The organism is Salmonella sp. SJTUF15581 (assembly GCF_043356775.1).
Lineage (GTDB): Bacteria > Pseudomonadota > Gammaproteobacteria > Enterobacterales > Enterobacteriaceae > Salmonella > Salmonella enterica.
The window spans coordinates 38,418-60,366 of record NZ_JBEUJY010000011.1 but is presented as its reverse complement, the minus strand read 5'-3'; the positions used below and the strand labels follow the sequence as shown (position 1 = coordinate 60,366).

The following is a 21,949-nucleotide window of genomic DNA, read 5'->3' as shown; positions in this document are numbered from 1 at the left end:
ATTGCGACCCGCAATCTGCGGGGCAGGACTATTCACCTTCCGATACCCTATCGGAACTTACGGGAGCATAGCTATGACTGATATTGCGCAGTTGCTTGGCAAAGACGCCGACAGCCTTTTACAGCATCGTTGTATGACCATTCCTTCCGATCAGCTTTATCTACCCGGCAAGGATTACGTTGACCGGGTGATGATTGACAATAATCGTCCACCAGCCGTTCTGCGTAATATGCAGACGCTCTATAATACTGGTCGCCTGGCGGGAACAGGATACCTTTCGATACTGCCCGTCGATCAGGGGGTGGAGCACTCCGCCGGCGCCTCTTTTGCGGCCAACCCGCGCTACTTTGACCCAAAAAATATTGTTGAATTGGCGATTGAGGCCGGCTGTAACTGCGTGGCCTCTACCTACGGCGTACTGGCCTCGGTTTCACGGCGCTATGCGCACCGTATTCCGTTTTTGGTCAAACTGAATCACAACGAAACATTGAGCTATCCGACAGAGTACGATCAGACCCTGTACGCCAGCGTTGAGCAGGCGTTCAATATGGGCGCCGTGGCGGTAGGCGCGACGATCTATTTCGGTTCGGAACAGTCCCGTCGCCAGATTGAAGAGATCTCCGCCGCTTTTGAGCGTGCGCATGAGCTGGGTATGGTGACCGTATTGTGGGCTTACCTGCGTAATTCTTCCTTTAAAAAAGACGGCGTTGATTACCATGTATCCGCTGACCTGACGGGGCAAGCCAACCATCTGGCCGCTACGATTGGTGCGGATATTGTGAAACAGAAAATGGCCGAGAATAATGGCGGTTATAAAGCGGTCAACTTCGGCTATACCGACGATCGCGTGTACAGCAAACTGACCAGCGATAACCCGATTGATTTGGTACGTTACCAGTTGGCGAACTGCTATATGGGACGCGCCGGGCTTATCAACTCCGGCGGCGCGGACGGCGGCGACACTGACCTCGGCGACGCGGTTCGTACCGCGGTGATCAACAAACGAGCCGGTGGAATGGGGCTAATTCTGGGACGTAAAGCCTTTAAGAAATCGATGGCTGATGGCGTGAAGTTGATTAATGCCGTACAGGATGTCTATCTGGATAGCAAAGTCACCATCGCCTGAGTTCAACGAAGAAAAGCCGGATGTGAACGCATCCGGCCAGCGACAGGCGTTATTAACGTAGTAACGGGCAGTCTGGTGGCAGCCGACAGCGTAATGCGCCAGGCAGCACCTCAATATGAAATTCTTGCCCGCTGAGTGGTTCGCCATCCAGATTAAACGTGATTTCATGCGGCGCATGAATATCAAACCACGCCGAGGCGCCGTCAATAATATTCGGATTGTCATCTGACTGCGTGAGCGTGGAAAACAGCGCCGGCAGCAGCTCTTCGCCGGTAAAAATCCGTAGCTGTAACAGCCCGTCGTTAATTAGCGCGGTGGGACATAATTGCTGCCCGCCGCCGGCCTGACGACCGTTGCCGATGCCGATCACCAGCGCATCTCCCTGCCAGTGAAAGTTTTCGCCACGTATTTCGCAGCGGTCAGGGGTCAGCGTATCCATTCTCATCAGACCGTGAATAAGATAGGAGACGCCGCCCAACGCGGCTTTAAGTTTTTCCGGCGTTTCGGTAGTAATGCGGGTGCCAAAACCGCCCGTCGCCATATTGATAAAACAGGTTTTATCATTGACCCTGGCCATATCAATTTCCATCGCGTTTCCGGCAATCGCCAGTTTCAGCGCTTTGTCCAGCGCTTCAGGAATACCGGCGCTGGTGGCAAAATCGTTGGCAGTGCCGAGCGGCAAAAGGCCCAGTGCAGGGGCTACGCCGTCGCGGATCTGGATGAGCGCGGTCGACACTTCATTAATGGTACCGTCTCCGCCGCCGGCAATCACCGTTTCAACGCCCAGTCTACGGGCTTCATCAACGTAACGCTGCGCGTCGCCTTTTTCCCAGGTTACCCGAACGTGAATCTGTATACCTTCGTCGCGAAGTAGAGTAATGGCCTCACGTAGCGGCTGGTTATCAGCGCTTTTGCCATTGAGGATCAGTAAGCTGGCGGGAAAGTTAGCCATCCGTTATGCCTTAATAGGTTGAACAACAATCTCCAGAAAGTGTATAGCAGAAATGAAAAAGCGAGGTCAGAACAGGATGAAAATTGAAATGTTGCGCACTTATTGCTTTACCGTTTTTCTTCCTGCTGTACGCAGCGGTAAGTGAAGCATGGTTTAAGGCAAATGGCGACAAGAGAGATGCCGGTATGCGCATTGAGTAGCGCTTGTGAGAGTGCAAGGAAATCACAAGGGGTAGTCAGACGCTTTCCGATATAGCGACTTTGATAACGAAACGGAGAATTAACAAGACGAACATACGTCAGTTATCAGTATTAATTTCAAACTTCATAATATCAGATAAAAACCTGATATTTATTACCAAACATACTTTTTAATAGCATAAAATCGAAATGTTCTTTAGACTGCTTTGGCAGGAACAAGGCGCACTATTAGCAGTACACTATTCTTGTTATCAAATAAAACCTATTTAGATGATGACTTGGCGCGGTGTCTTATAGTCGTACCGTTGCCTGAGGTATCGCTTTTCTCATAAACATAAACAGGCATGTGCATGAAGAGGTTTATATGAATGTTACTTCAGGCGTGAATGCGCAAACGCCATTGCTCTCCCCTTCTGAACGGTGTAATGAAGAAAGTCCGGCAGCTGAAATCGTTGAGTTTAACGCTCACGGCAATAAACCCAGATGTTTAATATGCGTAGGAACCACGGCATTGTTTACAGGTATTTTCAGTGGGGTATGCTCAGGGGTTGTCGCCAGTGTCAGTAGTGGTGCTGCATATACTACCGCTCTGACGGTTTTAGGCGCATCGTTTGGCATGGGGGGAATTGGTATGATGGGAATATGCGCCGGACTATACCTTAGCGCAAATGGCGTCAGAACCCGGCCAGCCTGGCCATAAATGAGCAAACACAGCAAGTCATAGGGAAAAGACGAATTCTGACGATGACACGGGGTGTTAAGCGTCCAGACCAGAGGCTTATGACTTATATAGAAACGCTTTAAATAGAGTATGGGGTGTTATGTATTCAAGAGCCGATCGCTTATTAAGACAGTTTTCACTAAAATTAAATGCCGATTCAATTGTCTTTGACGAAAACAGATTATGCTCATTTATTATAGATAACCGTTACCGTATCTTACTAACAAGCACTAACAGCGAGTATATAATGATATACGGTTTTTGCGGAAGACCTCCGGATAATAATAATCTTGCTTTTGAATTTCTCAATGCTAATTTATGGTTTGCAGAGAATAATGGACCACATTTGTGTTATGATAATAACTCACAATCATTATTACTGGCTCTCAACTTCTCACTCAATGAAAGTTCTGTAGAGAAACTTGAATGTGAAATTGAGGTGGTTATTAGATCAATGGAGAATCTGTATCACATTTTACAGGATAAAGGAATAACTCTGGATACCGATTATACGTGACGGTGGTAAGGGCGAGTAAAACAAGGCTATCATGATTACCTCCAAGAACTGGCAGTTAAACTGCTTGTGTTCATAATGATATTTTCGTGTTTAAATTCAATGAAATCGCAAAATGCGTCATAATCTTGTATATGAGAACCGTCAAAATAATGCCTCAACCCTTTACTGAGCCAGTCATTATAGGGATCGCCATAAGGTTTACTGTGCATAATATCGAGTCCTTTTATTAATGCTGGATGCTCGCTGCGGTTAACAGCAATAATCCCATTTTCAAGGCTAACATGATTATCTTTACGACTTACATGGATAGCGATACCATCAGGTAAATACAACGTGCCGAGTTTATCAGTAAGTAACATATCTGCATCAAGATATATGCACCCACCGCCTGGTTGCAGATGATGACAACCAGGTTTACCAGCTTCCAGAAAAGCATCGCTTCCTTTTAGCAGGAAAAGATTTCTGTAGAAGTCAAACCATAAGTGCCCTTTGTCTTTATTATGAGATGAAATAAGCGTTTCCTCCGGATTGTTTTCCAAGACATCTTCCAGGCTTTTTTTTACCCCGTTAAGCAAGACCTCATCTCGTTCACTTGCTGGCTGAGCTTCCAGTTTGGTGATGTTTTCTAAATAAATCGTCGTTAACTTTTTATCATACATGCTATAATTAAGGTCAGAATTATAAATAACCTTTATGTTTCTATAATTTTGTTCCAATTTTGCCAATGCTTTTCTTTGTCCCTTGCTAAAATCGCCATCAACGAAAATACCAATAATTCTTTCTTTTTCTATTATAGCAGCATTGATAATATTATTAAGATAAGGGTTTTTCTGCGTATTGATAATGGGAATTTCGTTTTGACCAAATCTATCTGGATTGCGTTCAAACCACTGAAAAACGAGCGGCGTTTGGTGATCTAGTGGTAATAGAGGATAATCAACCCCAGCAAAACTTACATGGCCTGATGAGGGTGGACTGAGCGTAGGTGCGATGGTTTGAGTATTACTTTGACATGAAATCAAACCTCTAATCCGGGAAAACATTATTTTAATCCTTGTAAAAGCGGCATTAAAACGTGCCATATTTTTACACGCTTAAATTATCAGTTTTTAACCTTAATTTAATAACCTGGAAACTTTTTGTGTAAGTTCTCACAAAGCAGTTATTGATTTAATTTACTGATGTTAAACGTAAACGTCAGAATGCTAAGTCCTGAGTCTGACCGGATGCGGGAGGATTGTGACTTGCTGGCTGGCCATGAATAGTGGAGGTCTGTAAACCTAAGCGCCCATTTGCGCTTTGGTTAGTGTGCTCAATTTTTGGATGTGGCGGGAAGTACCACTTTTTTATTGATTATACGCAAAAAATAAGCCTGCGTAAGGGAGATTACGCAGGCCAAGGAGGTGGTTCCTGGTACAGCTAGCATTTATGGGTTATGTTTTTCAGCGCGTTGAATAATACCCGCATTGAGCGAAGCGGTATGTGATCAATTTCTAAGAATCTTCCCGCCATGAAAAAATAACCGCAATTAACTACTTAGCATGGGGGTTACGCGTTGATTCGCCTGAGAAATTACGCATCAATAGTGCGTAATCCAGCGTAACGTCCTGCGGGACGGGCATCCAGACGGTATAGCCATCGCCAGGTGCCACCGGCATAGCGTCGCCTTTGGCGTTCTCCATCTGTTCCAGGGTGAAATTGATATTTCCCTGCGGTGTCATCAGCTCCAGACTATCGCCAACGGAGAATTTATTTTTCACCGCCACGGCCGCCAGTTGGCCTTTACGCTCGCCGGTGAACTCGCCGACAAATTGCTGGCGTTCGGAAACGGAGTACCCGTACTCGTAATTCTGGTAATCGTCGTGCGTATGGCGACGCAGGAAACCTTCGGTATAGCCGCGATGAGCCAGACCTTCCAGCGTTTCCAGCAGCGTAGGGTCGAAGGGTTTACCCGCGGCGGCGTCGTCGATGGCCTTACGGTAGACCTGCGCGGTACGGGCGCAGTAATAAAAGGATTTGGTGCGGCCTTCGATTTTCAGCGAGTGGACGCCCATTTTCGTCAGGCGCTCCACGTGGGCGATAGCGCGCAAATCTTTTGAGTTCATGATATAGGTGCCATGCTCGTCTTCGAACGCGGTCATGTATTCGCCCGGTCTTTGGGCCTCTTCTATCATAAACACTTTATCCGTCGGCGCGCCGATACCGAGCGTCGGCTCAACGTTCTGTACCGGAATCGGTTCGTGCTTATGCACGATGTTGCCGACAACGTCTTCTTTTCCTTCCTGCACGTTATATTCCCAACGGCAGGCATTGGTGCAGGTGCCCTGATTCGGATCGCGTTTATTGATGTAGCCGGAAAGCAGGCAGCGGCCGGAATAGGCCATGCATAGCGCGCCGTGGACGAAAATTTCTATTTCCATATCCGGCACCTGCTGGCGAATTTCCTCAATCTCTTCCAGTGACAGCTCGCGGGAGAGAATCACGCGTGTCAGCCCCATCTGCTGCCAGAATTTTACCGTCGCCCAGTTTACGGCATTAGCCTGTACCGACAGGTGAATCGGCATTGCCGGGAAGTGCTCGCGTACCAGCATAATCAACCCTGGATCGGACATGATCAGCGCATCCGGGCCCATCTCGACGACGGGTTTCAGGTCACGGATAAAGGTTTTGAGCTTGGCGTTATGCGGGGCGATGTTCACCACCACGTAGAATTTTTTTCCGAGCGCGTGGGCTTCGTTGATGCCAAGCTGCAAATTTTCGTGATTGAATTCGTTATTACGCACGCGTAAAGAGTAGCGCGGTTGGCCCGCATAGACGGCATCGGCACCGTAAGCGAAAGCGTAACGCATATTTTTCAGCGTTCCCGCCGGCGAAAGAAGTTCTGGTTTAAACATCATTTTCTCGTTCTGATGACAGGTCAGATCCGCCTCACCTGATGAGGCGGCTTGAGGAGAGTCCTCACTTTAAGGGCGGGCATTGTACGCTTACGGACAGGCCGAGTAAATATTGCGAGAGTATATTGGCGCTAATAGAACACCGGATGTTAATGGAGAGCCAATGATGAAAATGAGCCGCACGGCCATCGCGTTGAGTCTGCTGGGAATGGTCGCGCATCCCGTTTGTGCCGCTCCGTCGTTTGAAGAGACGGCAAGACAGGTGATTATCGCTTTTCAGCAGCGAGACAACGCGAAAATTAATGCCCTGATTGATAAAAAAGTTGGGATGTATGTGCTGTACCGAATTGGGGCTGGGGTTGATTATAAGTGGATGAAAAATTTTGATATTAATAAGCCGATACCCGGTTTTAACTACCTGTTGGGGCAGGTAGGTTGGTTTTCAGAGCATATTCCTGTGGATAACGAATTTGATCACCACACGGAGGTTGAGTACGTTTGTGAAAAGGGATGGGATCACGCCGGTTTTTTTGTCAGCTATACCGGTTCTGATAATGCGCTGCTGACGTTTAGCATGGTGAATGGAGCGGATAATGGGGATCAGGCGTCTGATACCCGTATAGCAAACGCCAGGCGGCTTGAGCTGCAATCAGAGCGAGTGGTGGCAGTGCCGAAAAAATGGGGTGATGGTTTGATTTTTCATCTGAGCGAGCTTCATGGCTTGGGCAAAGGGTGGAGTTTAACGCTGCTGGATTTGGTCACGGAAGATTGTAGTGCGTGAGGCATATATGTTTAATCAGGGTAAATAGCTGCTTATTTATATCTTTCTGCTATCAGGATGTTATGACACTGCCCCCAATATTCAGGATTTAAATAAAGTATTTCCTGAATATGAAACTAATTCACTAAAAATAAAGTTGAAATTACCTCGGCAACATGCATTAAAGAAAATACTAAAGGTCATTTGACTTATTATAGCGTCAGTGATTACGTCTTTAACTAATTTGGCTCACGTTATGTATCCACTATGGGGAATCTTTATATATTCCGAAAAAAAACACAATGATATTCTTAATGCAGATAAGAGAGTAATCTTAGGGTGTGCAGGTTTGTAAACCAGGGTATGGCGGTAGCGTTATTTTTAACGAGATATCATCAGAGGTAGAATTAACGATCGCAGACGATGCTCAGTACTAAGAGGAAATCAGGTTGAGGTTGAACAGAAAATGATAATTACGTATTGATAAGATGGAATCCATTGAATCTACTTATTAGTGGATTTTATTATGAAAAATATATTTTTGTTTTTTACGCATTGCGCAATAGCAAATCCTTGCCGCCTTGATGCAACTTGAGTGATTTTGTGTATAGTGTGGCAATGCTGAATACTGAATTGATACCTTCTACATATTAAATCAGGGGTTAGTGGTATGGGCGATTTTATAAAGTATCTATTTATTTTTTCTTGCTTATGGAGCGCAAATACTTTTGCGATTACTCAAACTCAATGGGATGGTAACTTTAGAGTCGAGGAACTTGGCGAGCAGTTAAATGATGGGAGTCAGGTTTTTTTACAATATAATTTAAAGATAGATAGTAAAAATAATCGTGCTTCTTTATCCATGACAACCTGGCATGCGGGGATAACATGCATTGGTGACTACTCTTTAAAAATCAATTCTGGTGTTTTGGCATTATACTATAACGGCGACGAGGAAAATGCATGTCCATATCCATCACCGCAATTTGAGATAAGCAATAAAGGAAAAGCATATTATATAAAAGGAAAAATGTTTTCATATTCTCAGCCTGGTGAGTGGTTGCCACTCAAACGTATTACACTAAAATAATTCTATATTTCATAAATTATGATGATGAAGTTAATGATGGTATGAAATATTAATTGGATATGTCGTGAGCATATTTTTGTTATATGTTTTCAATGTGTACGACAAGAAAATTTGCATGAAAAGATTATATGAGACGGTTTGAAAAATGAATGAAGTTCACATAAAAGCAAGGTCATTCTGAAACGAATTTGTCAAATTTACTGAATTATATATCAATAATTCCTGACTATCGACAATAATGTAAAATCGAGTACAAACTCACGGATTTGTAGTAATTAGGGCAAAGAACAAGTCAGATAAAAAATTTCTCATTATTTATTCAAAAAACAAGTGCAAACTGTTAGTTTGAATTTGTACTTCTTCATAGAATGTTAAATAATATTGACGTCAAACATGTTCTGCCTTTTTTTACTAAACTGAGTAAGGTAACTTTAATATTATAATTGCAATGATACAAAATCACATCAATATATAATGAGGAAAACTATATGCCCGCCGTCGCTCGACTAAACTACAATGGTATGCGTTCGACCTGGATAGAGTGTTAATATGAAAGCGAATAATGTGATTATTTTTGTGATTCTATTTTTATCCTCTGTGAGTTATTGTTTTGCTGATATGAAGATATTAAAAATAAATCAGTCCCATTATATGAGTCCTTATAATAAAGAGCCTGGGGATAGAAACTTATGCAATAAATGGGTTTTAAATGCAAGTCAGATAGAAAAAATATTTTCGTTAAGTGATAAATACAAGGAAATGAGTGATACCATGACTGGATTTTGGCTCTGGTTTCCCTGTGAAATAACGGGTGAGTTGATTTATAATAAGAAAAAATGGCATTTTTCTATTAATGCTGCTGCCACGGCAGAATGGTCCGATGGTAAGGAAACGATATACTGGGGGTGTTCCAGGGAAAAATGTGATGACATGTTTATACTTCCATACCCAGGCCGAAGTTATATAGGTGGTGGTGGTAAATTGATTTGGTGACGAGGTAGATCTTCATCCGGGTTTTAGCCTTTTAAAATGAATTAAATTTAACCTTCAGCATCATGACGAGAGTATGAAAGTATATTTTTGCACACGCCTGGATAAAGAATAAAATAACCAGGAATCGTATATTTAGCACGTTAAATACAACTTTTTAAATACAAGTCAGTGCTGGATTTTACAGATTAATGTTGCGTTATTACTAAATTCATAAATTAATGTTTGAGTTATGGTTGTTATGATCTTTCCCTGATAGAACAGTGCCTTCAGGCAGAGGTGGCATTACCACCAACAAAAATAATGTTCATTTTTATGGGCGTAGGGGATTCACCCTCATCTAAAGATTACAAAGAGATATATTTCTCATTGAATGTTAAATAACATGTGACTCATATTGTCAGTGATGTTCCGGATGAGCTAATTGATTTTACATTTGAATGAGGGGTTAAAAAACTATGTGTGACGGTATCTTTTCGTTCAGAGAAACGTAGCGGAAAGAAAGAACCGGAAATGTTGGGTGAGATATTATATATGTTCAGAAGATTTAACAGCAGAAAAATTTGCTAATGCGATGAGAAGCCATTGGGATGTGGAAAATAAATTGCACTGGCGTTTGGAAGTGGCGATGAACGAGGATGATTGCAGGATAAGAAGGGGAAATGTCAAGAGCTTTTTTGAAATAATAAAATCGGGTGAATATGAAATTTGGGGATGTGAGATAATGAGATGGATAAGAATAAATATACTTAAATGTACGTTAGTATTTTGCCTGGCTTGTGGTTTTTCATTTGCAAAAACACCATGTACTAATATGTCTGATAAATTGAGTGCTGCACAAAGAGATTCTTTGCAAAATAATATCAAAAGACAACTAAAAACAGAACGATTAAATATACTCGAATTTTTTAAAGAGCAAAATAGTTCAATCGTCTATATAGAAACATATGGTGCCGATGAGGCGTTTATTTTTTATTCTGGAGATGAGTTTAAGGATGATTTTATCACAATATGGAGTGGTGCGGCTGAAATATCAGAGGAAAAAAATATAGAAAAATGGGTAAAAGATCATGTTCCATACATTCCAGATAGGTTGGCTCGATGTTTCGCATGGTACACAATCTATAGGCATGACTGATCTGATATTTAAGATAAATTTGTCGACGTGCGGAAATATGGTGAGTGGGGAAACCTGTCGGGTGAGGAAAATCCGGCGTACCTGGAGCAGGTGATACGGCTGCCGGGGCAGCAATATGATGAGGAATCGGGGCTGTATTACAACCGGCACCGTTATTACAATCCGGAACAGGGAAGGTACATCACGCAGGATCCTATCGGATTAGCCGGGGGATGAAACCTTTATAAATATCCGCTGAATCCGGTCACAGATATAGATCCATTAGGATTGGAAACACTAAAATGTACTAAACCATTGCATTCACTAGGAGGTACGGGTGAAAAAAGTGGCCCTGATATATGGGGTAATCCTTTATATCATCAATATCTTTGTGTTCCTGACGGGGAAAATGGATATGTTTGTGGTGGTCAGGATCAACGAGGAGAATGGCCAACTGATGGAATGTTAGGGCCAGGAAAAGCGAGCAACGATACGAGAGAAGGTGCTAGCCGGTGCGAATCGGTCGAACCAGATAATGATTGTATTGAAAGCTGCCTAAAAGAAAAACTAAAAGGAGCAAGGCCTTTTTATACCGTATTACCCGACTGGATGTTCCCGATGAAATTTGGATTGGTCAATAATTGTCAGGATTGGTCTAATGATACTTTAAAAACATGTCAGATGAAATGTTCCGGGAATAATGCAGGACGGCTTATGAGATTTATTTTAACTGGAGTGTTATAATGAAACACTTTATTAGAAGTATAAAAATGATCTGGATAACAATGTCAATCTCTATATTATGTGTTTCTTTACTTAGACTTTCTCAGTTAGATTCAAATTACGATATAAGTGAACTGAATAGTATTATGATGTATGGGATGGTAATAATATCATTTCCGACAGGAATAATATTTGCTATTGTTTTGTTTTTATTTTTATTGTCTTTTGGTTTTATTTTTACAACCATTCACAGTGAATATGTTTTGACAGTGGCAATATGGTGGTGGTTTTTATTTGGTGGATATGTTCAATGGTTTTGTTTGGTGGGGAAAATGATAAAAAACGAGGAGTATCACAAGTGATAAATACGTACATACCTTATTCCTCACATCAAATTAAATAATAAAAGGAATTGAGTGATGAGCGGAAAACCAGCGGCGCGCCAGAATGATATGACAGCAGAAGGTGGCCCGATAGTCCAGGGGCTGCGGGGGGGGGCTGATAGGCGCGCCGACAGGCGTGGCGTGCTCGGTATGTCCGGGCGGAATGACGTCCGGCGAGCCGGTAAACCCGCTGCCGGGGACGAAGGTGCTGCCGGGGGAGACCAACTTCGCGCTGTCCGGCCCGCTGCCGTTCATACATCATCTTTACCACTGCGACCAGCGTGGACTGCCACTGGCGCTGATTACCCGGACAATACGGTGGCGTGGCGCGGGGAGTATGATGAATAGGGAAACCTGTCTGGTGAGGAAAATTCGGCGCACCTGGAGCCGGTGATACGGCTGCCGGGGCAGCAATATGATGAGGAATCGGGGCTGTATTGCATTTTTATATGGATCCACCAATTGATCGGGAAACAGCTATTGACAACGTAACGCAAGAATATATGCGGTTAACAGGGCAGGGCCAATAAATGAATGTCATGAAATGTATATATATTGTTGTAATGTTGTGTGTGTATCCGTCAATTGCGTGGGGGGAGAGAGAATGGCCAATAACGGGTATATATACTGATCTTTCCTTTCATAAGATAACGGGAGATGTATTGGGTACGGAAATTATAATTGGATACTCAAATAAAGGTTACTGGGCTATATTTCAGTATAGCGAGGGGGAGCCATCAATTCCAGTAATTGTTCCATTAAATGTTAGTGGAAATAATATCTCATTCAATCTGCCAACAAATACTTATGACAGAGGTAGGTTCGATGGGGAAATATTACAAGGTGGTTGGTTGATTGGTGAATTTGAAAGAAATAAGCAAAAGTTAAAATTAAGACGTAAAAATAGCTACTGGCAATACAGGTGACTATTTTCTGCAATCGATATGGTTATATGAGCTTATAATTAAAAATAATGAAAGGAGTGGAATGTGAGCGGAAAACCAGCGGCGCGCCAGAATGATATGACAGCAAAAGGCGGCCCGATAGTCCAGGGTTCAGCGGGAGTGCTGAGAGGCGCGCCGATAAACCCGCTGCCGGGGGCGAAGGTGCTGCCGGGTGAGATCGACTTCACGCCGCCCGGCCCGCGGCCGTTCATACTCACCCGCGCCTAATCAAGCTAACACAGGAATACAGAAGCTGGTTGATTCATTAATAAGTGAGCGAGGGCAAAGTACAGGTAAGAAACCTGGCCGATGTGAGATGCTCGAAGAGTTAATTGCAGATGGTAGATTTACTGCACTGGAGACAAGTACACCATGAAGGCATGGGGATGCAAACATTCACGGCAATCCAAAGATAAAATTACCAAGTGATAATCGTTATGAAAGTTATTGAAAAATACAAACAAAAAAAAGAAAGAAGAGAGATTTTTCTATATGAAAAGTATAAAAATTACACAATAGAACAACTCACTCCTATTTTGTATGATAATGACCACTTAAAAAGAAATGCTGCTATATTTTGCCTGCAAATATTAAGTGGAGACGATGTTTTTAATTTATCCATGAATCTTTGTCATTCCAGGGATAACTATAAAAAGAAAATTGGAGTTACTATTTTAAGTCAAATGACCATGTCATATGAGAAACTGCGAAAATCTTTTTGTTTTTTAGAAAACATGTTCCAGCTCAATAAATCAGTCTTGATAAGAGCCTCTATTATCAATGCGTTAGGGCATTTTTGTAAAAAAGACAAACACTTCGAAAAGGAATTTATTAATTTATGCACTAAAGTAATTCATGATAAATCGGCAAATGTTCGATGTGCAATTGCAGCAGCACTATCAAATATTAATGATAACTCGACAATACCTTTATTGCTATGTTTACTTCGTGATAATAATAGCGCCGTGAAGAATTGGGCTGCATTTTCTATAAATTTCAATCAATATGACACCGAGGATATCAGAGAGGAGTTTGTGGGGATGTTATTGGATACGAATGATGATATAAGAATTGAGGTTATATCAGGTCTGGCAGAGAGAAAGGATGAACGTGTTCTGGAAACCATAATTAAAGAACTTAAGAAAGATGTGATTTTTGATGAAATTATTATTGCAGCCGGGAATGCCGGGAGTAAAGAATTACTTCCTATTCTAAATGAACTATTAAATGAATTTAGAGATGAACGTATTATAGACAAAATTAATGAATCGATAAAAAAAATAAAAGAAAATGTTTGTGAATAATAGTCTGTCTGTGCTACTGCTAATGAGATATAAAATTATCTGGTGTCGAGATTACAACTGATGTCGATGGTATGATTTGCTGCAAAGGAGGAATATCATACAGGATCCGATAGGGCTTATGGGGGGATTAAACCCGTATCAACGACCACTGGAACGCTTCAGAAACCAGGCGATATAAAATAAATTTATATGATGAGGAAATAAATGCGATTTGTTATTATATTTATAATGTTAATAGTATCATTTTACACATTTGGTGGCAAAATGACTAAGTCTAAAGACGGTAATAAATGGAGGTCGGAATCCACTTCCACCATCTATAATCTAACGGATGAGCAAAAATTCGAGCTTGAAAACAAATCGAAAGATGGAGACTCGGAAGCATCATTTCGATTATATCAATATTATTGCTTCACCATAAATAACATTGACGAACAATTAAGGTATTTGGAGATATCTGCATCTCAAGGAAATATCATAGCTCAATATAATTATGGTATTTATTTATCCAATACAAATCCAGCCTTTTCAAAGTATTATGATTTGGACAAAGCTATTTATTGGATGGGATTGGCTTCAAAAAATGGTGATATAGGTGCTCAAAACAAGCTACAAGAACTGAAAAAATTAAAGAATTAGCTATGATGTAAATATTTTTTTATTATCAATGAGTTGTGTAAATTTTAGTCAAGAGGGACGGACTGACGCCGGAGCAGATGACGGGGCAACTGGAGCCACACCATGAGCTGGAGAGAAAACTCTACCTTTGCCACTGTGACCATATTCTGATGGAAAAGTAGAGCCTTGGGGGGAGGGTATGTTGGTCCAAACAAGAAATGGATACAACTCAACCAGGGTCAATTTGGCCGGGATCTTAAAAAATGCATTGAACTAAAACGGGTCTATTTGCAGAAGCACTGCGGATGCTGTGCTTTATGAATTGTCTACTGGTGAGAAGGTCGGCGGCAGAGAATATATTGAAAGATTTACAGCGAGCTTTAAGGGGAGAGTAATGGATAAAATTATTGCTGACTATGTGGATAAATTTAGTTCTTTTTCGGACTCTATATCAGAAACAATTGTGTCCGTTAATGAGTATTGGATTCCTGATGAGTCACCGTTGATTATGCTATTTTCGCAGATTGGTAAGTCTTTGGTAGCGATATTTTCTGAACTTGATTGTGTTAAAAAAGAGTTATTTTTTAAATATATTGAAGATGGGATGGCTTCAGATAATGATGAATTAGCCACTGCCATAGCAACAGGTCTTGTTGAGGCAATAGTTACATCGACAGACGCCAATCAACATTTATGGGGGGAAATAGAGGGGTTGTTGGGAGTAAAATCTAAGGAACATGCTCAGGCTTGGAGGAATTTTGGGAAGTCATGATGGTATTTATTTAAATATGTAGAATCCGGTAATGACGCAAATTTAGTGATAGTGATTGATTGTCAGATACCAGCTAATGTTCTTATCGTGCCGTGCATTTTTTCTGACTTTGAAATATTGGTTTTGAAAAGGATGCCTATGCGACAGGGAATAAAATCTGATATGAAAAAAATAACTGATGCAGGTGATAATTTATGTCAAAAAAAATTTTCTCTATAATTATGGTCATATCATTCGTTGCGGCGATAACAGCTTGCCAGTCTTCTATTCCTGAATATGTCAGGAGTACCCTCAACGGGCACTCTATCCAGGATGTTTTGGTGTATATGAAGGGATTGCCTTTAGATAAAAGGTATGATTTTTATTATTATGGTACACGTGCTAAAAGACCATATCCATTATGGATGGCTGATGGTATTGCCCCTATGGGATCGAAGGCTATGCCTCTATTGAGAGACAAACTTTCCACCACAAATAGTTCTTTTGAAAAAATGACAATTATATATTTGTTATCTGTGATGTCAGTTCATGGTTGCTATGATGTTAAGTCTGACAGCGAATTGTTTTCGTTGGTTATGCAGAAGGAACGTGAATTAAATGATGATAATTATCATGATTATATCACTAATATGAACTATTTTTATGAGTTTGGAAGTTCTTTAAATAGTACAGAAAGAATAAAGTGTGAATAATGTGGTGTTTTGTAAACGAGCTCCATCCTCCGGGGCAACGTTTTGTGGAGGATGCAGGGGGTAATGCCTTCAATCGATAGAATTTATGGTATGTACTGTTATTTTAGGTTTTCTATGGTTACTGTTGCCATTCATTGCCCCGTTGCCTTTCAGATGAAATTTATCGTCATGGTCATAGTTCTGCCCGGCATGAGCGCTTTCGTTGCCGGTCATGTAGACGTGTTTTCCAGTTGTCTTATACCTGTGAAGCCCGTACGCTCGGCGTTAAATACCATATTGTTGATATGGCCTTTAATGGTGCTGACGTGCGCGATACAGCAAAAACGCTAAAAATTGGTATCAACACCGTCATCTGCACATCTTAATAATTGACGCTTATTTAGCAATCATATCATGAGTCTTTAATTGAAAAATACAACAATGTATGATGACAATATTTTATTATATAGTTTTCAACATATAATCCAATGTTAATGCCGACTATGAATAGTTATAGATTAACTTTTTCTTTATGTTTACTGCGTTCGGCCATATTGTTTGGCATTATTTTAACAAGTGTTGGTTGTAATAATCAAAAGAGTAAAGAATTGGTTCTTCCTGTTGATTCCACGCAGTTTGCGCAATTGGCTTGTTATTATAAGGATATTAATTCCGATGATAATGTAATGGAGTTAAAATTACCAGGTGAATATAAAGAGAAAACTAACTTATTTAATCAGCAGGAAGTTAAGGTGCCGGTAAAAGGTGAGAATTTTCTTTCTCCGTATATTGGAGATGGTGTCCGTTATTATGAATTAGGATACTTTGAACATGATGGTAATACTTACAGATTGATAGTTTATAATAAAATTGGAGAGTCTGATACGTCATTGCTTAATGTGCAAATAAATAGTTACGATGCAAAAGGAAACCTGGTGGATGCTTTATTGCTTAGTAGCTTTTTTGCTTATGAAGATATCGTGCGTTTTTCTGATTTTGTCATCCGCCAGGATTACACAATAAGCATTGATAGTTATGTTATATATAGGTGGTATGAAGACAGCAAAGATGGTCAGCTTGTAACTATAAAGTTTAAAGATCAGGCGCCTCAGATTTATATAAAGGAACAATATCAAATGGAAAATGGTCGGTTCAAATTGATATCCAGAAATGAAGTATCACAGGGTAAAAAAAAGAAGCGAGCGTTAAATATATCATGCTTACGACATTAATAATTGTAATGGAGGTGTTGAGGTAATATGGATAGCAGGAAAGAATGAGGAACGTTATGAGAATTATAAATAGATTGTTAATTTCAACTGAACTCAGGTTAATCATAAAATTTCAGTTTCCGCGCCAGATTTATTCAACGCGCAAATAGTGCCCGTCGGCGCGGACATTTGTGCCAAAACCGCAGTCCACAAACGTATCGGTGCTGGCATCAATGGTTTCAGAAGAAAAAGCCAGTGAAATGTCACAGTGAATATCATCGCCTTCCCGAAGTGCCACGATGGCTTTATCGTTTTCCAGCGTTACCGTTGCGGAGAACTCGCCGATATTGGGGCCGAAGTAGATCCCCATTAAACCGAACCAGTAACCCTGAAAATTAACCTGATAGCGCGATGGGGTGGGTAATGCCTTCACGCTAAGCACGTTCCAGGAGGCGCGCCCGGCATAGCGCCAGTATTCACCCGCCGCAAAAACCGGTGGCGGCAGGGCCGATAGCTTATCTTTGATAAGTTTCAGGTTGTAGATCGACTTGCTATTATTCGGCCTTAGCATCAGCCAGGCGCGGGCTTTACGCCACTCGCCTTCGCGTATCCAGGTCAGCGCCACGTTGTTGTAGGCCGTCGCGATGGCGTTGTCGTCAAGAGCGCAGCTTTCGCTCCATGCGGCCTGCTGTTCAAAAGCGTCGCGCGCTTTGGCATACTTTTGGGTCTTGTAAAGCTGTTCGCCCTGGCTGGCAAAAACTGGAATTTTTGCGCAGTCGGCCTCGATCTGCTGCTCCGTAATTTCAGCCCTGGCGGTGGCGCAGAGTAGAAGCAGGGCGCAAAGAAATAGAGATTTTCTTTGTATTATCACTCCATTACACCATTGAGTTGACCTGTCCCGGCAGCTCTGAATTCGGGATACGGACGGTATACCAGGCGAAACGAAAGCGTTTCCAGAAAGAATCGAAATGCAGGTGGTCAAGGCAGTCCATAACGATTTCATTATCCGGGTAAAGTGTGAAGGCAAAATGCGCCCAGCGTGCGCTTAGCTTCATATTAAACAGCGTTCGATCGTGTTTATTACCGTGCAGACGCGATAGGGTCACCATAGCATGTAGCGTGCCTTTGTTGGCCTCTTGTTGCACCAGTTCCAGATGCTTATGCGCCAGCGTAATATCCTTCACTTCAAAAATATTCAGCAGGAACAAGCCCCAGGCCTCTTTATGCCCGAACTGATGCGCCAGCCAGAGATTATCGAGCAGTTCTTTTTCATAAGCGGAACGTTTTTCGGTATCAGGTTCTTGTTTACTCAGACGCTGGTTGCAGATGCCAATGCTGAAATGAATATTTTGCAGGTCATTTTCATAGTCGGTATAGCCTCCGTTATCTATTAATTTGTACGGGGTGCTCTCGCGCAGCGCTAACTGCTGGTGCAAAATCTCCGCCGCGCGCTGAAAATACCCTAACGCGATGGCAGGATCGTAAGGTAGTAGGCCGTTGTTCTCTTTATTATTGTGTTCAAGGCCCAGCAGGTTTAGCGCGGCGGGTATATTTCTTTGTGCGCCCAGCTCTGCCAGCGGCACGAAATGTTCCGGGAGCCCGAACCAGTTGAAATTTTTAATCGCCGCCCGCCAGCTATGGTTATATTGAATGTCGGCGACGCTATCGAGCCAGGCGAGGCCTTGCGCCTCATCCTTTTCGAAACCCAATAACCCGGCGTACTGAAAGTAGCCACGACGGATTTTCGGCACTGCGAATTCCGTTTGCTGCGCATTCTGACAGAGAAAGTTATACATCCACCAGGTGTCAGGAAAATCGCGCAGGGCGAACTTTATCGTGTCATCAGAGAAGTAATTGTTGAGCTTAACTTTTTCCACGATCGAACGCTGAAGGGTTCGCCAGAGCGCGTCATTATCGTCCAGATCGCTATAGCAGACCCGAAGCCACTCCAGCGCGTTGTGGCGAGATTCCTGGATATGCGCTCGCAGGCTAATCTCTTCGGCTTTGGCGATAATACGTTCCTGTTCTGCCGGGGAGTCAACCTCTTTGATGCGCAGATCGCGGTGATCGTCCCACCAGATTAATAGCTCCAGATGTTCACGTTCTGCGGCAGAAAGGTGATCGCATACGCTTGATTCCAGAAATTCGCGGATTTCCTCGTGAGACCCTCTCCAGCGTGGCATACGAAACGGGATATATTCATCCAGCACGTAAAATGCCGTCGGGAAAATAGCCAGGCAGACGGCGAGCCAGTATTTTTGCCCGGCATCGTCATTGCACTCCGGCAGCACGGACGGGCGCGGCAAATTTGGGCAAACCGCGTCGGCAAACGACAGCCCGGAATGGGCCATCAGCGCGTCCACCTCCTGCGGTGAATGGCGATGATATTCAGCCAGATCTTCCATTAATGGCTGCCCGGCAACATCCGCGCCCACAAGGAACTCAACCAGCCAGTCGGGCTGGCCGAAGACTTTTGAGTTGGTGCTGGTCAGGGCCGCCGCCATCCACTGGCGCGGTTCACAGTCGATAGCATTGAGCGCGGCGATGACCATCCGTTCGTTGCAGGCGGCGGCGCAGATCCACATCGCTCGGGTGGTTTCTCTCGCCCAGCCATAGCTGCGGTAAAGCCACGCACGGTGATTCCAGTATTGCGCCTCGGCAAGCCAGGCGTGAGTGGAGCGGGGACGAGCGCGCAGCCAGTTTTTGATCAGCGCTAATCCTTGCGGCCCAGCCTCAACCAGCGTGTCCATATCGTAAAAAGGGTTGTCCATTTGATTCCAGGCGAAGAAATAGCGCTTTTCCGCTTCGCGGCTGGTAAAGCTCTCCGTCAGCGCCTGGTTGTAGCGTTCGTCCAGTTCGTCATAGCGTTCTTCGCGCAGCAGGCCGGGAATATCGGCGATATGCCATTCGCGTTGCCCGTCATTGAGGGGATTTTTGTGGTTGCACATCTCAAACATGGCGTTGAGCAGGCGGTCATCCTGTTCCATAAAGCGTCCTTTAAATCGGCTCGAAAATTTTGAATTCATTCCACGGCAGTTGTCGCCAGCGGCTGACAGGGTCTTGCAAATAATGGGTGGCTTCCTGTAAATCCCGTCCGGCAAGCGCTGTTGGCGTGTCACGTAGCGTGAGCCATACCCGGCGGGCGCGAACGTAGGCGGTGGCGTAATCCTCCCAGGAATCAAAACAGTCCTGAGCGCGCTGGGCGTTAAGTAATAACACCAGCCAGGCCTGATTTACGTCGCACCAGCCGAGCCCGGCGATACAGCGGGTCAGGAAGGCGGTGCGCATACAGTCGAAGGCCAGCGCGTCGCGGACCTGGCCCTGGGCCGCCAGATGATGATAAAACGTGCGCGGCGAGCTGCCGATGCCCGCAGGCCAGCGGCGTAAGATATCCTCGACCTTGTGGCGTAACGCCGCGCCGTCGAGGTTTTCGCTCAAGCCCAGCTCTTTTTTTACCTGCTGCGCCAGATAGCGGCGTTTGTCATCGTCAAGTTTGAAGACCAGCTCAACGCCTTTGATCGGTAGCCCGTTGCGCCGGGCGAGGATATCAGCTAGCGCCAGCGCCCATTGCCGCCGTCGGGTATCGCGACGCAGATCCTTCAGGCGATCTTTTTCTTTCTCCTCGGCGATACGAGCCGCAATCAGCGGTTTGTTTTTTTTGTAGTTGCGCCAGCTAAAAAATAGGGCGGCAATAATAAGAACAATCCAGAACATTAGCGCTCCTCCCTGGTTGCAGAAAGATAGCGCGTGGTTTGTAGCGTCAGGCTTTCAATTTCGAAAGGTTCGCTACTGGTGTTTTTCCCGGCAAGCGTAGGGTGCCATTCATGTCGTGGAAACAGCATTTCCGCAGCCGTCGCCACGTTAGGATCAACAACCTGAAGGTAGCGTAGCGCCTCCGGGGCGCTGTGCAGCAGCAGCCACTGTAAAGCCACCGGAGGCGTAGGGAAGTGTTCCATTAAATGAAAATTGTCATGCAGCACATTGAGCAGAAAATTGAGGTCATGAATATGAGTAATAAATTTCCAACCTGAATATTCCGGCGTCGATTCATAAACTATTCCCATCCCTTCGCAATCAGCGTGGCGCTCAGGAAGTGGTTGCAGATGGCGTAACAGAGATAAAACATCGTTAGCATATTTCTTAATAGGATGGCGATTTTGCTTACCTTTAATCTGATCAATACTCAGGCCGTTATTACCAACCACCAGGCTTATTGTGACATGGGGAATATTATTGCCGTCGCGCAGGCTGAACAGGCGAAGTTTCTGTTGTTCAATTTGCCGGGCGTAGTAATCGCCGTAGCCGCCGGAAAGCGCGCCTTTATTATCAAAATCTCCGACGCAGTGTTGCATATGCCAGGATTCATACGCCATCTCACTGCGCAGGCCGGGGTTTGTTGCATCAAGCTCAACCAGCACACCGTTATTCACCGCCATCACCGGTTTTAGCGCCTCGCTGTTGGAGGGATACCAACCTTGTTCACGCAGGCGCTGCATTTTTTGATGCTCCGCTTCGCGCATTGCCAGCACGGTAAAGCAGTTGATGCGCTGTAGTTTAGTTTCCAGCCGCGTTCCTTCCTGCCGCGAAAGAAATTCCACTAAATCTCTTTCCATTGCCACGAGTTGCGGGTGCTGAACGTTAAGGTAGTAAAAGCGCTCATCGCCACCCAGTTTTGGCGCCAGCCAGGCGGGGATTTCTGCATCCGCGCTAAAATAAACGGCATAATCGGCGACGGAGCGCACAGGGTAAACATGAGGAAAGTCACCAATGATCCAACGATAAAAATGGTTGCTTAACCAGCGCTGGATATTTTCGCTGTCGCCGCGTTGTTGGCTCCGGGAAAAAATAGACGATTTTACATTTGGCGCATTTATTATATTGCGTGGTTTATAGCGGTGAGATGACGTTTCTGTCATAAAAATCCATGTATAATTAAGCTGGTGTTATGTTTATGTA

22 protein-coding genes and 7 pseudogenes are annotated in these 21,949 nt (G+C 43.7%); 22 read left to right on the top strand and 7 right to left on the bottom strand.

The genetic code is table 11. From position 1 onward, the window contains the following. Positions 1-73: 73 nt before the first annotated feature. Positions 74-1,126, top strand: coding sequence for a class I fructose-bisphosphate aldolase (gene fbaB / locus ABVN36_RS17870; RefSeq protein WP_000129590.1), 1,053 nt, complete (start codon positions 74-76; stop codon positions 1,124-1,126). A gap of 52 nt (positions 1,127-1,178) precedes the next feature. Here fbaB and yegS read toward each other — a convergent pair whose 3' ends face one another. Next, complete coding sequence (gene yegS / locus ABVN36_RS17865; RefSeq protein WP_001273393.1) at positions 1,179-2,078, bottom strand: lipid kinase YegS; 900 nt, start codon at positions 2,076-2,078, stop codon at positions 1,179-1,181. Positions 2,079-2,642: 564 nt separating this feature from the next. Between yegS and steD the strand changes: the two genes are divergently transcribed. Continuing rightward, positions 2,643-2,978: a type III secretion system effector SteD gene (gene steD / locus ABVN36_RS17860; protein WP_033903599.1), complete on the top strand. Its 336-nt coding sequence runs from the start codon at positions 2,643-2,645 to the stop codon at positions 2,976-2,978. A gap of 121 nt (positions 2,979-3,099) precedes the next feature. After that, entirely contained in the window at positions 3,100-3,516 is a 417-nt protein-coding gene (locus ABVN36_RS17855) for a CesT family type III secretion system chaperone (protein WP_001677052.1), read from the top strand. A 35-nt stretch (positions 3,517-3,551) separates the two neighbouring features. On the opposite strand, the gene sseK2 is transcribed toward ABVN36_RS17855, so the two are convergent. Both sseK2 and yegQ read right to left on the bottom strand, forming a co-directional pair. Further along, a complete protein-coding gene (sseK2, locus tag ABVN36_RS17850; RefSeq protein WP_077908611.1) occupies positions 3,552-4,598 on the bottom strand; it encodes a type III secretion system effector arginine glycosyltransferase SseK2 in 1,047 nt (348 codons plus the stop codon). Positions 4,599-5,048: 450 nt separating this feature from the next. Continuing rightward, entirely contained in the window at positions 5,049-6,410 is a 1,362-nt protein-coding gene (yegQ, locus tag ABVN36_RS17845) for a tRNA 5-hydroxyuridine modification protein YegQ (RefSeq protein ID WP_001517981.1), read from the bottom strand. Positions 6,411-6,573: 163 nt separating this feature from the next. Here yegQ and ABVN36_RS17840 point away from each other — a divergent pair, with 163 nt between their 5' ends. From ABVN36_RS17840 to ABVN36_RS17750, 19 genes and pseudogenes are all read left to right on the top strand, one after another. After that, complete coding sequence (locus ABVN36_RS17840; RefSeq protein ID WP_023138375.1) at positions 6,574-7,191, top strand: hypothetical protein; 618 nt, start codon at positions 6,574-6,576, stop codon at positions 7,189-7,191. A 24-nt stretch (positions 7,192-7,215) separates the two neighbouring features. Next, a pseudogene (locus ABVN36_RS17835) lies at positions 7,216-7,413 on the top strand (hypothetical protein). 427 nt (positions 7,414-7,840) lie between these two features. Continuing rightward, positions 7,841-8,260, top strand: a complete 420-nt coding sequence (locus ABVN36_RS17830; RefSeq protein ID WP_023219765.1) for a hypothetical protein — start codon at positions 7,841-7,843, stop codon at positions 8,258-8,260. Positions 8,261-8,809: 549 nt separating this feature from the next. After that, complete coding sequence (locus tag ABVN36_RS17825) at positions 8,810-9,253, top strand: hypothetical protein (protein ID WP_000646715.1); 444 nt, start codon at positions 8,810-8,812, stop codon at positions 9,251-9,253. Between the two features lie 390 nt (positions 9,254-9,643). Next, a pseudogene (locus ABVN36_RS17820) lies at positions 9,644-10,019 on the top strand (ISAs1 family transposase); the annotation flags it as partial. 402 nt (positions 10,020-10,421) lie between these two features. Next, a pseudogene (locus tag ABVN36_RS17815) lies at positions 10,422-10,685 on the top strand (RHS repeat-associated core domain-containing protein); the annotation flags it as partial. Next, complete coding sequence (locus ABVN36_RS17810; protein ID WP_138808417.1) at positions 10,683-11,111, top strand: hypothetical protein; 429 nt, start codon at positions 10,683-10,685, stop codon at positions 11,109-11,111. The pseudogene ABVN36_RS17815 and the gene ABVN36_RS17810, both read left to right, overlap by 3 nt. Beyond that, positions 11,111-11,452 (top strand): hypothetical protein, encoded by a 342-nt coding sequence (locus ABVN36_RS17805; protein WP_000680151.1) that lies wholly within the window; start codon positions 11,111-11,113, stop codon positions 11,450-11,452. The genes ABVN36_RS17810 and ABVN36_RS17805 overlap by 1 nt, the downstream gene beginning before the upstream one ends. 57 nt (positions 11,453-11,509) lie before the next feature. Next, positions 11,510-11,729: pseudogene (locus tag ABVN36_RS17800) on the top strand (type IV secretion protein Rhs); the annotation flags it as partial. Between the two features lie 3 nt (positions 11,730-11,732). Further along, positions 11,733-11,911, top strand: a pseudogene (locus ABVN36_RS17795) (RHS domain-containing protein); the annotation flags it as partial. A gap of 92 nt (positions 11,912-12,003) precedes the next feature. After that, the gene (locus tag ABVN36_RS17790; protein ID WP_001102017.1) at positions 12,004-12,399 is read left to right on the top strand and encodes a hypothetical protein; all 396 of its coding nucleotides are present in this window, start codon (positions 12,004-12,006) and stop codon (positions 12,397-12,399) included. A gap of 63 nt (positions 12,400-12,462) precedes the next feature. Continuing rightward, a pseudogene (locus ABVN36_RS17785) lies at positions 12,463-12,639 on the top strand (type IV secretion protein Rhs); the annotation flags it as partial. After that, a complete protein-coding gene (locus ABVN36_RS17780) occupies positions 12,590-12,793 on the top strand; it encodes a polymorphic toxin type 34 domain-containing protein (RefSeq protein ID WP_071590666.1) in 204 nt (67 codons plus the stop codon). The pseudogene ABVN36_RS17785 and the gene ABVN36_RS17780, both read left to right, overlap by 50 nt. A 61-nt stretch (positions 12,794-12,854) precedes the next feature. Further along, entirely contained in the window at positions 12,855-13,721 is an 867-nt protein-coding gene (locus ABVN36_RS17775; RefSeq protein ID WP_000864146.1) for a HEAT repeat domain-containing protein, read from the top strand. Positions 13,722-13,925: 204 nt separating this feature from the next. Beyond that, positions 13,926-14,360, top strand: a complete 435-nt coding sequence (locus ABVN36_RS17770) for a sel1 repeat family protein (RefSeq protein WP_023138378.1) — start codon at positions 13,926-13,928, stop codon at positions 14,358-14,360. 373 nt (positions 14,361-14,733) lie between these two features. Continuing rightward, entirely contained in the window at positions 14,734-15,111 is a 378-nt protein-coding gene (locus ABVN36_RS17765) for a hypothetical protein (protein WP_023138379.1), read from the top strand. Positions 15,112-15,305: 194 nt separating this feature from the next. Next, entirely contained in the window at positions 15,306-15,803 is a 498-nt protein-coding gene (locus tag ABVN36_RS17760) for a hypothetical protein (protein ID WP_000037626.1), read from the top strand. Positions 15,804-15,917: 114 nt separating this feature from the next. Next, positions 15,918-16,162, top strand: a pseudogene (locus ABVN36_RS17755) (IS1 family transposase); the annotation flags it as partial. 114 nt (positions 16,163-16,276) lie between these two features. Beyond that, the gene (locus tag ABVN36_RS17750; protein WP_079917300.1) at positions 16,277-17,014 is read left to right on the top strand and encodes a hypothetical protein; all 738 of its coding nucleotides are present in this window, start codon (positions 16,277-16,279) and stop codon (positions 17,012-17,014) included. A gap of 130 nt (positions 17,015-17,144) precedes the next feature. Here the strand turns inward: ABVN36_RS17750 and ABVN36_RS17745 are convergent, their stop codons facing one another. Genes ABVN36_RS17745 through ABVN36_RS17730 form a run of 4 tightly spaced genes read right to left on the bottom strand, consistent with a single transcriptional unit; the run spans position 17,145 to position 21,909 of the window. Further along, positions 17,145-17,864 carry a tetratricopeptide repeat protein gene (locus ABVN36_RS17745; RefSeq protein ID WP_023138381.1) on the bottom strand — a complete coding sequence of 240 codons (720 nt, stop codon included), beginning with the start codon at positions 17,862-17,864 and terminating at the stop codon, positions 17,145-17,147. 4 nt (positions 17,865-17,868) lie between these two features. After that, positions 17,869-19,980, bottom strand: coding sequence for a DUF4034 domain-containing protein (locus tag ABVN36_RS17740; protein WP_023138382.1), 2,112 nt, complete (start codon positions 19,978-19,980; stop codon positions 17,869-17,871). Between the two features lie 10 nt (positions 19,981-19,990). Continuing rightward, a complete protein-coding gene (locus ABVN36_RS17735; protein ID WP_023138383.1) occupies positions 19,991-20,707 on the bottom strand; it encodes a DUF1266 domain-containing protein in 717 nt (238 codons plus the stop codon). Then, positions 20,707-21,909 carry a hypothetical protein gene (locus tag ABVN36_RS17730; RefSeq protein WP_023138384.1) on the bottom strand — a complete coding sequence of 401 codons (1,203 nt, stop codon included), beginning with the start codon at positions 21,907-21,909 and terminating at the stop codon, positions 20,707-20,709. The genes ABVN36_RS17735 and ABVN36_RS17730 overlap by 1 nt, the downstream gene beginning before the upstream one ends. Positions 21,910-21,949 lie beyond the last annotated feature (40 nt).

Bases quoted from the DNA above. Each gene is read 5' to 3' on its own strand.
- ABVN36_RS17735 (WP_023138383.1), bottom strand. From the start codon at position 20,707: ATGTTCTGGATTGTTCTTATTATTGCCGCCCTATTTTTTAGCTGGCGC.
- ABVN36_RS17855 (WP_001677052.1), top strand. From the start codon at position 3,100: ATGTATTCAAGAGCCGATCGCTTATTAAGACAGTTTTCACTAAAATTA.
- fbaB (WP_000129590.1), top strand. From the start codon at position 74: ATGACTGATATTGCGCAGTTGCTTGGCAAAGACGCCGACAGCCTTTTA.
- ABVN36_RS17840 (WP_023138375.1), top strand. From the start codon at position 6,574: ATGATGAAAATGAGCCGCACGGCCATCGCGTTGAGTCTGCTGGGAATG.
- ABVN36_RS17775 (WP_000864146.1), top strand. From the start codon at position 12,855: ATGAAAGTTATTGAAAAATACAAACAAAAAAAAGAAAGAAGAGAGATT.
- yegQ (WP_001517981.1), bottom strand. From the start codon at position 6,410: ATGTTTAAACCAGAACTTCTTTCGCCGGCGGGAACGCTGAAAAATATG.
- ABVN36_RS17830 (WP_023219765.1), top strand. From the start codon at position 7,841: ATGGGCGATTTTATAAAGTATCTATTTATTTTTTCTTGCTTATGGAGC.
- ABVN36_RS17760 (WP_000037626.1), top strand. From the start codon at position 15,306: ATGTCAAAAAAAATTTTCTCTATAATTATGGTCATATCATTCGTTGCG.
- ABVN36_RS17765 (WP_023138379.1), top strand. From the start codon at position 14,734: ATGGATAAAATTATTGCTGACTATGTGGATAAATTTAGTTCTTTTTCG.
- ABVN36_RS17805 (WP_000680151.1), top strand. From the start codon at position 11,111: ATGAAACACTTTATTAGAAGTATAAAAATGATCTGGATAACAATGTCA.
- ABVN36_RS17740 (WP_023138382.1), bottom strand. From the start codon at position 19,980: ATGGAACAGGATGACCGCCTGCTCAACGCCATGTTTGAGATGTGCAAC.
- ABVN36_RS17790 (WP_001102017.1), top strand. From the start codon at position 12,004: ATGAATGTCATGAAATGTATATATATTGTTGTAATGTTGTGTGTGTAT.
- ABVN36_RS17825 (WP_000646715.1), top strand. From the start codon at position 8,810: ATGAAAGCGAATAATGTGATTATTTTTGTGATTCTATTTTTATCCTCT.
- sseK2 (WP_077908611.1), bottom strand. From the start codon at position 4,598: ATGGCACGTTTTAATGCCGCTTTTACAAGGATTAAAATAATGTTTTCC.
- ABVN36_RS17730 (WP_023138384.1), bottom strand. From the start codon at position 21,909: ATGACAGAAACGTCATCTCACCGCTATAAACCACGCAATATAATAAAT.
- ABVN36_RS17770 (WP_023138378.1), top strand. From the start codon at position 13,926: ATGCGATTTGTTATTATATTTATAATGTTAATAGTATCATTTTACACA.
- steD (WP_033903599.1), top strand. From the start codon at position 2,643: ATGAATGTTACTTCAGGCGTGAATGCGCAAACGCCATTGCTCTCCCCT.
- ABVN36_RS17750 (WP_079917300.1), top strand. From the start codon at position 16,277: ATGCCGACTATGAATAGTTATAGATTAACTTTTTCTTTATGTTTACTG.
- yegS (WP_001273393.1), bottom strand. From the start codon at position 2,078: ATGGCTAACTTTCCCGCCAGCTTACTGATCCTCAATGGCAAAAGCGCT.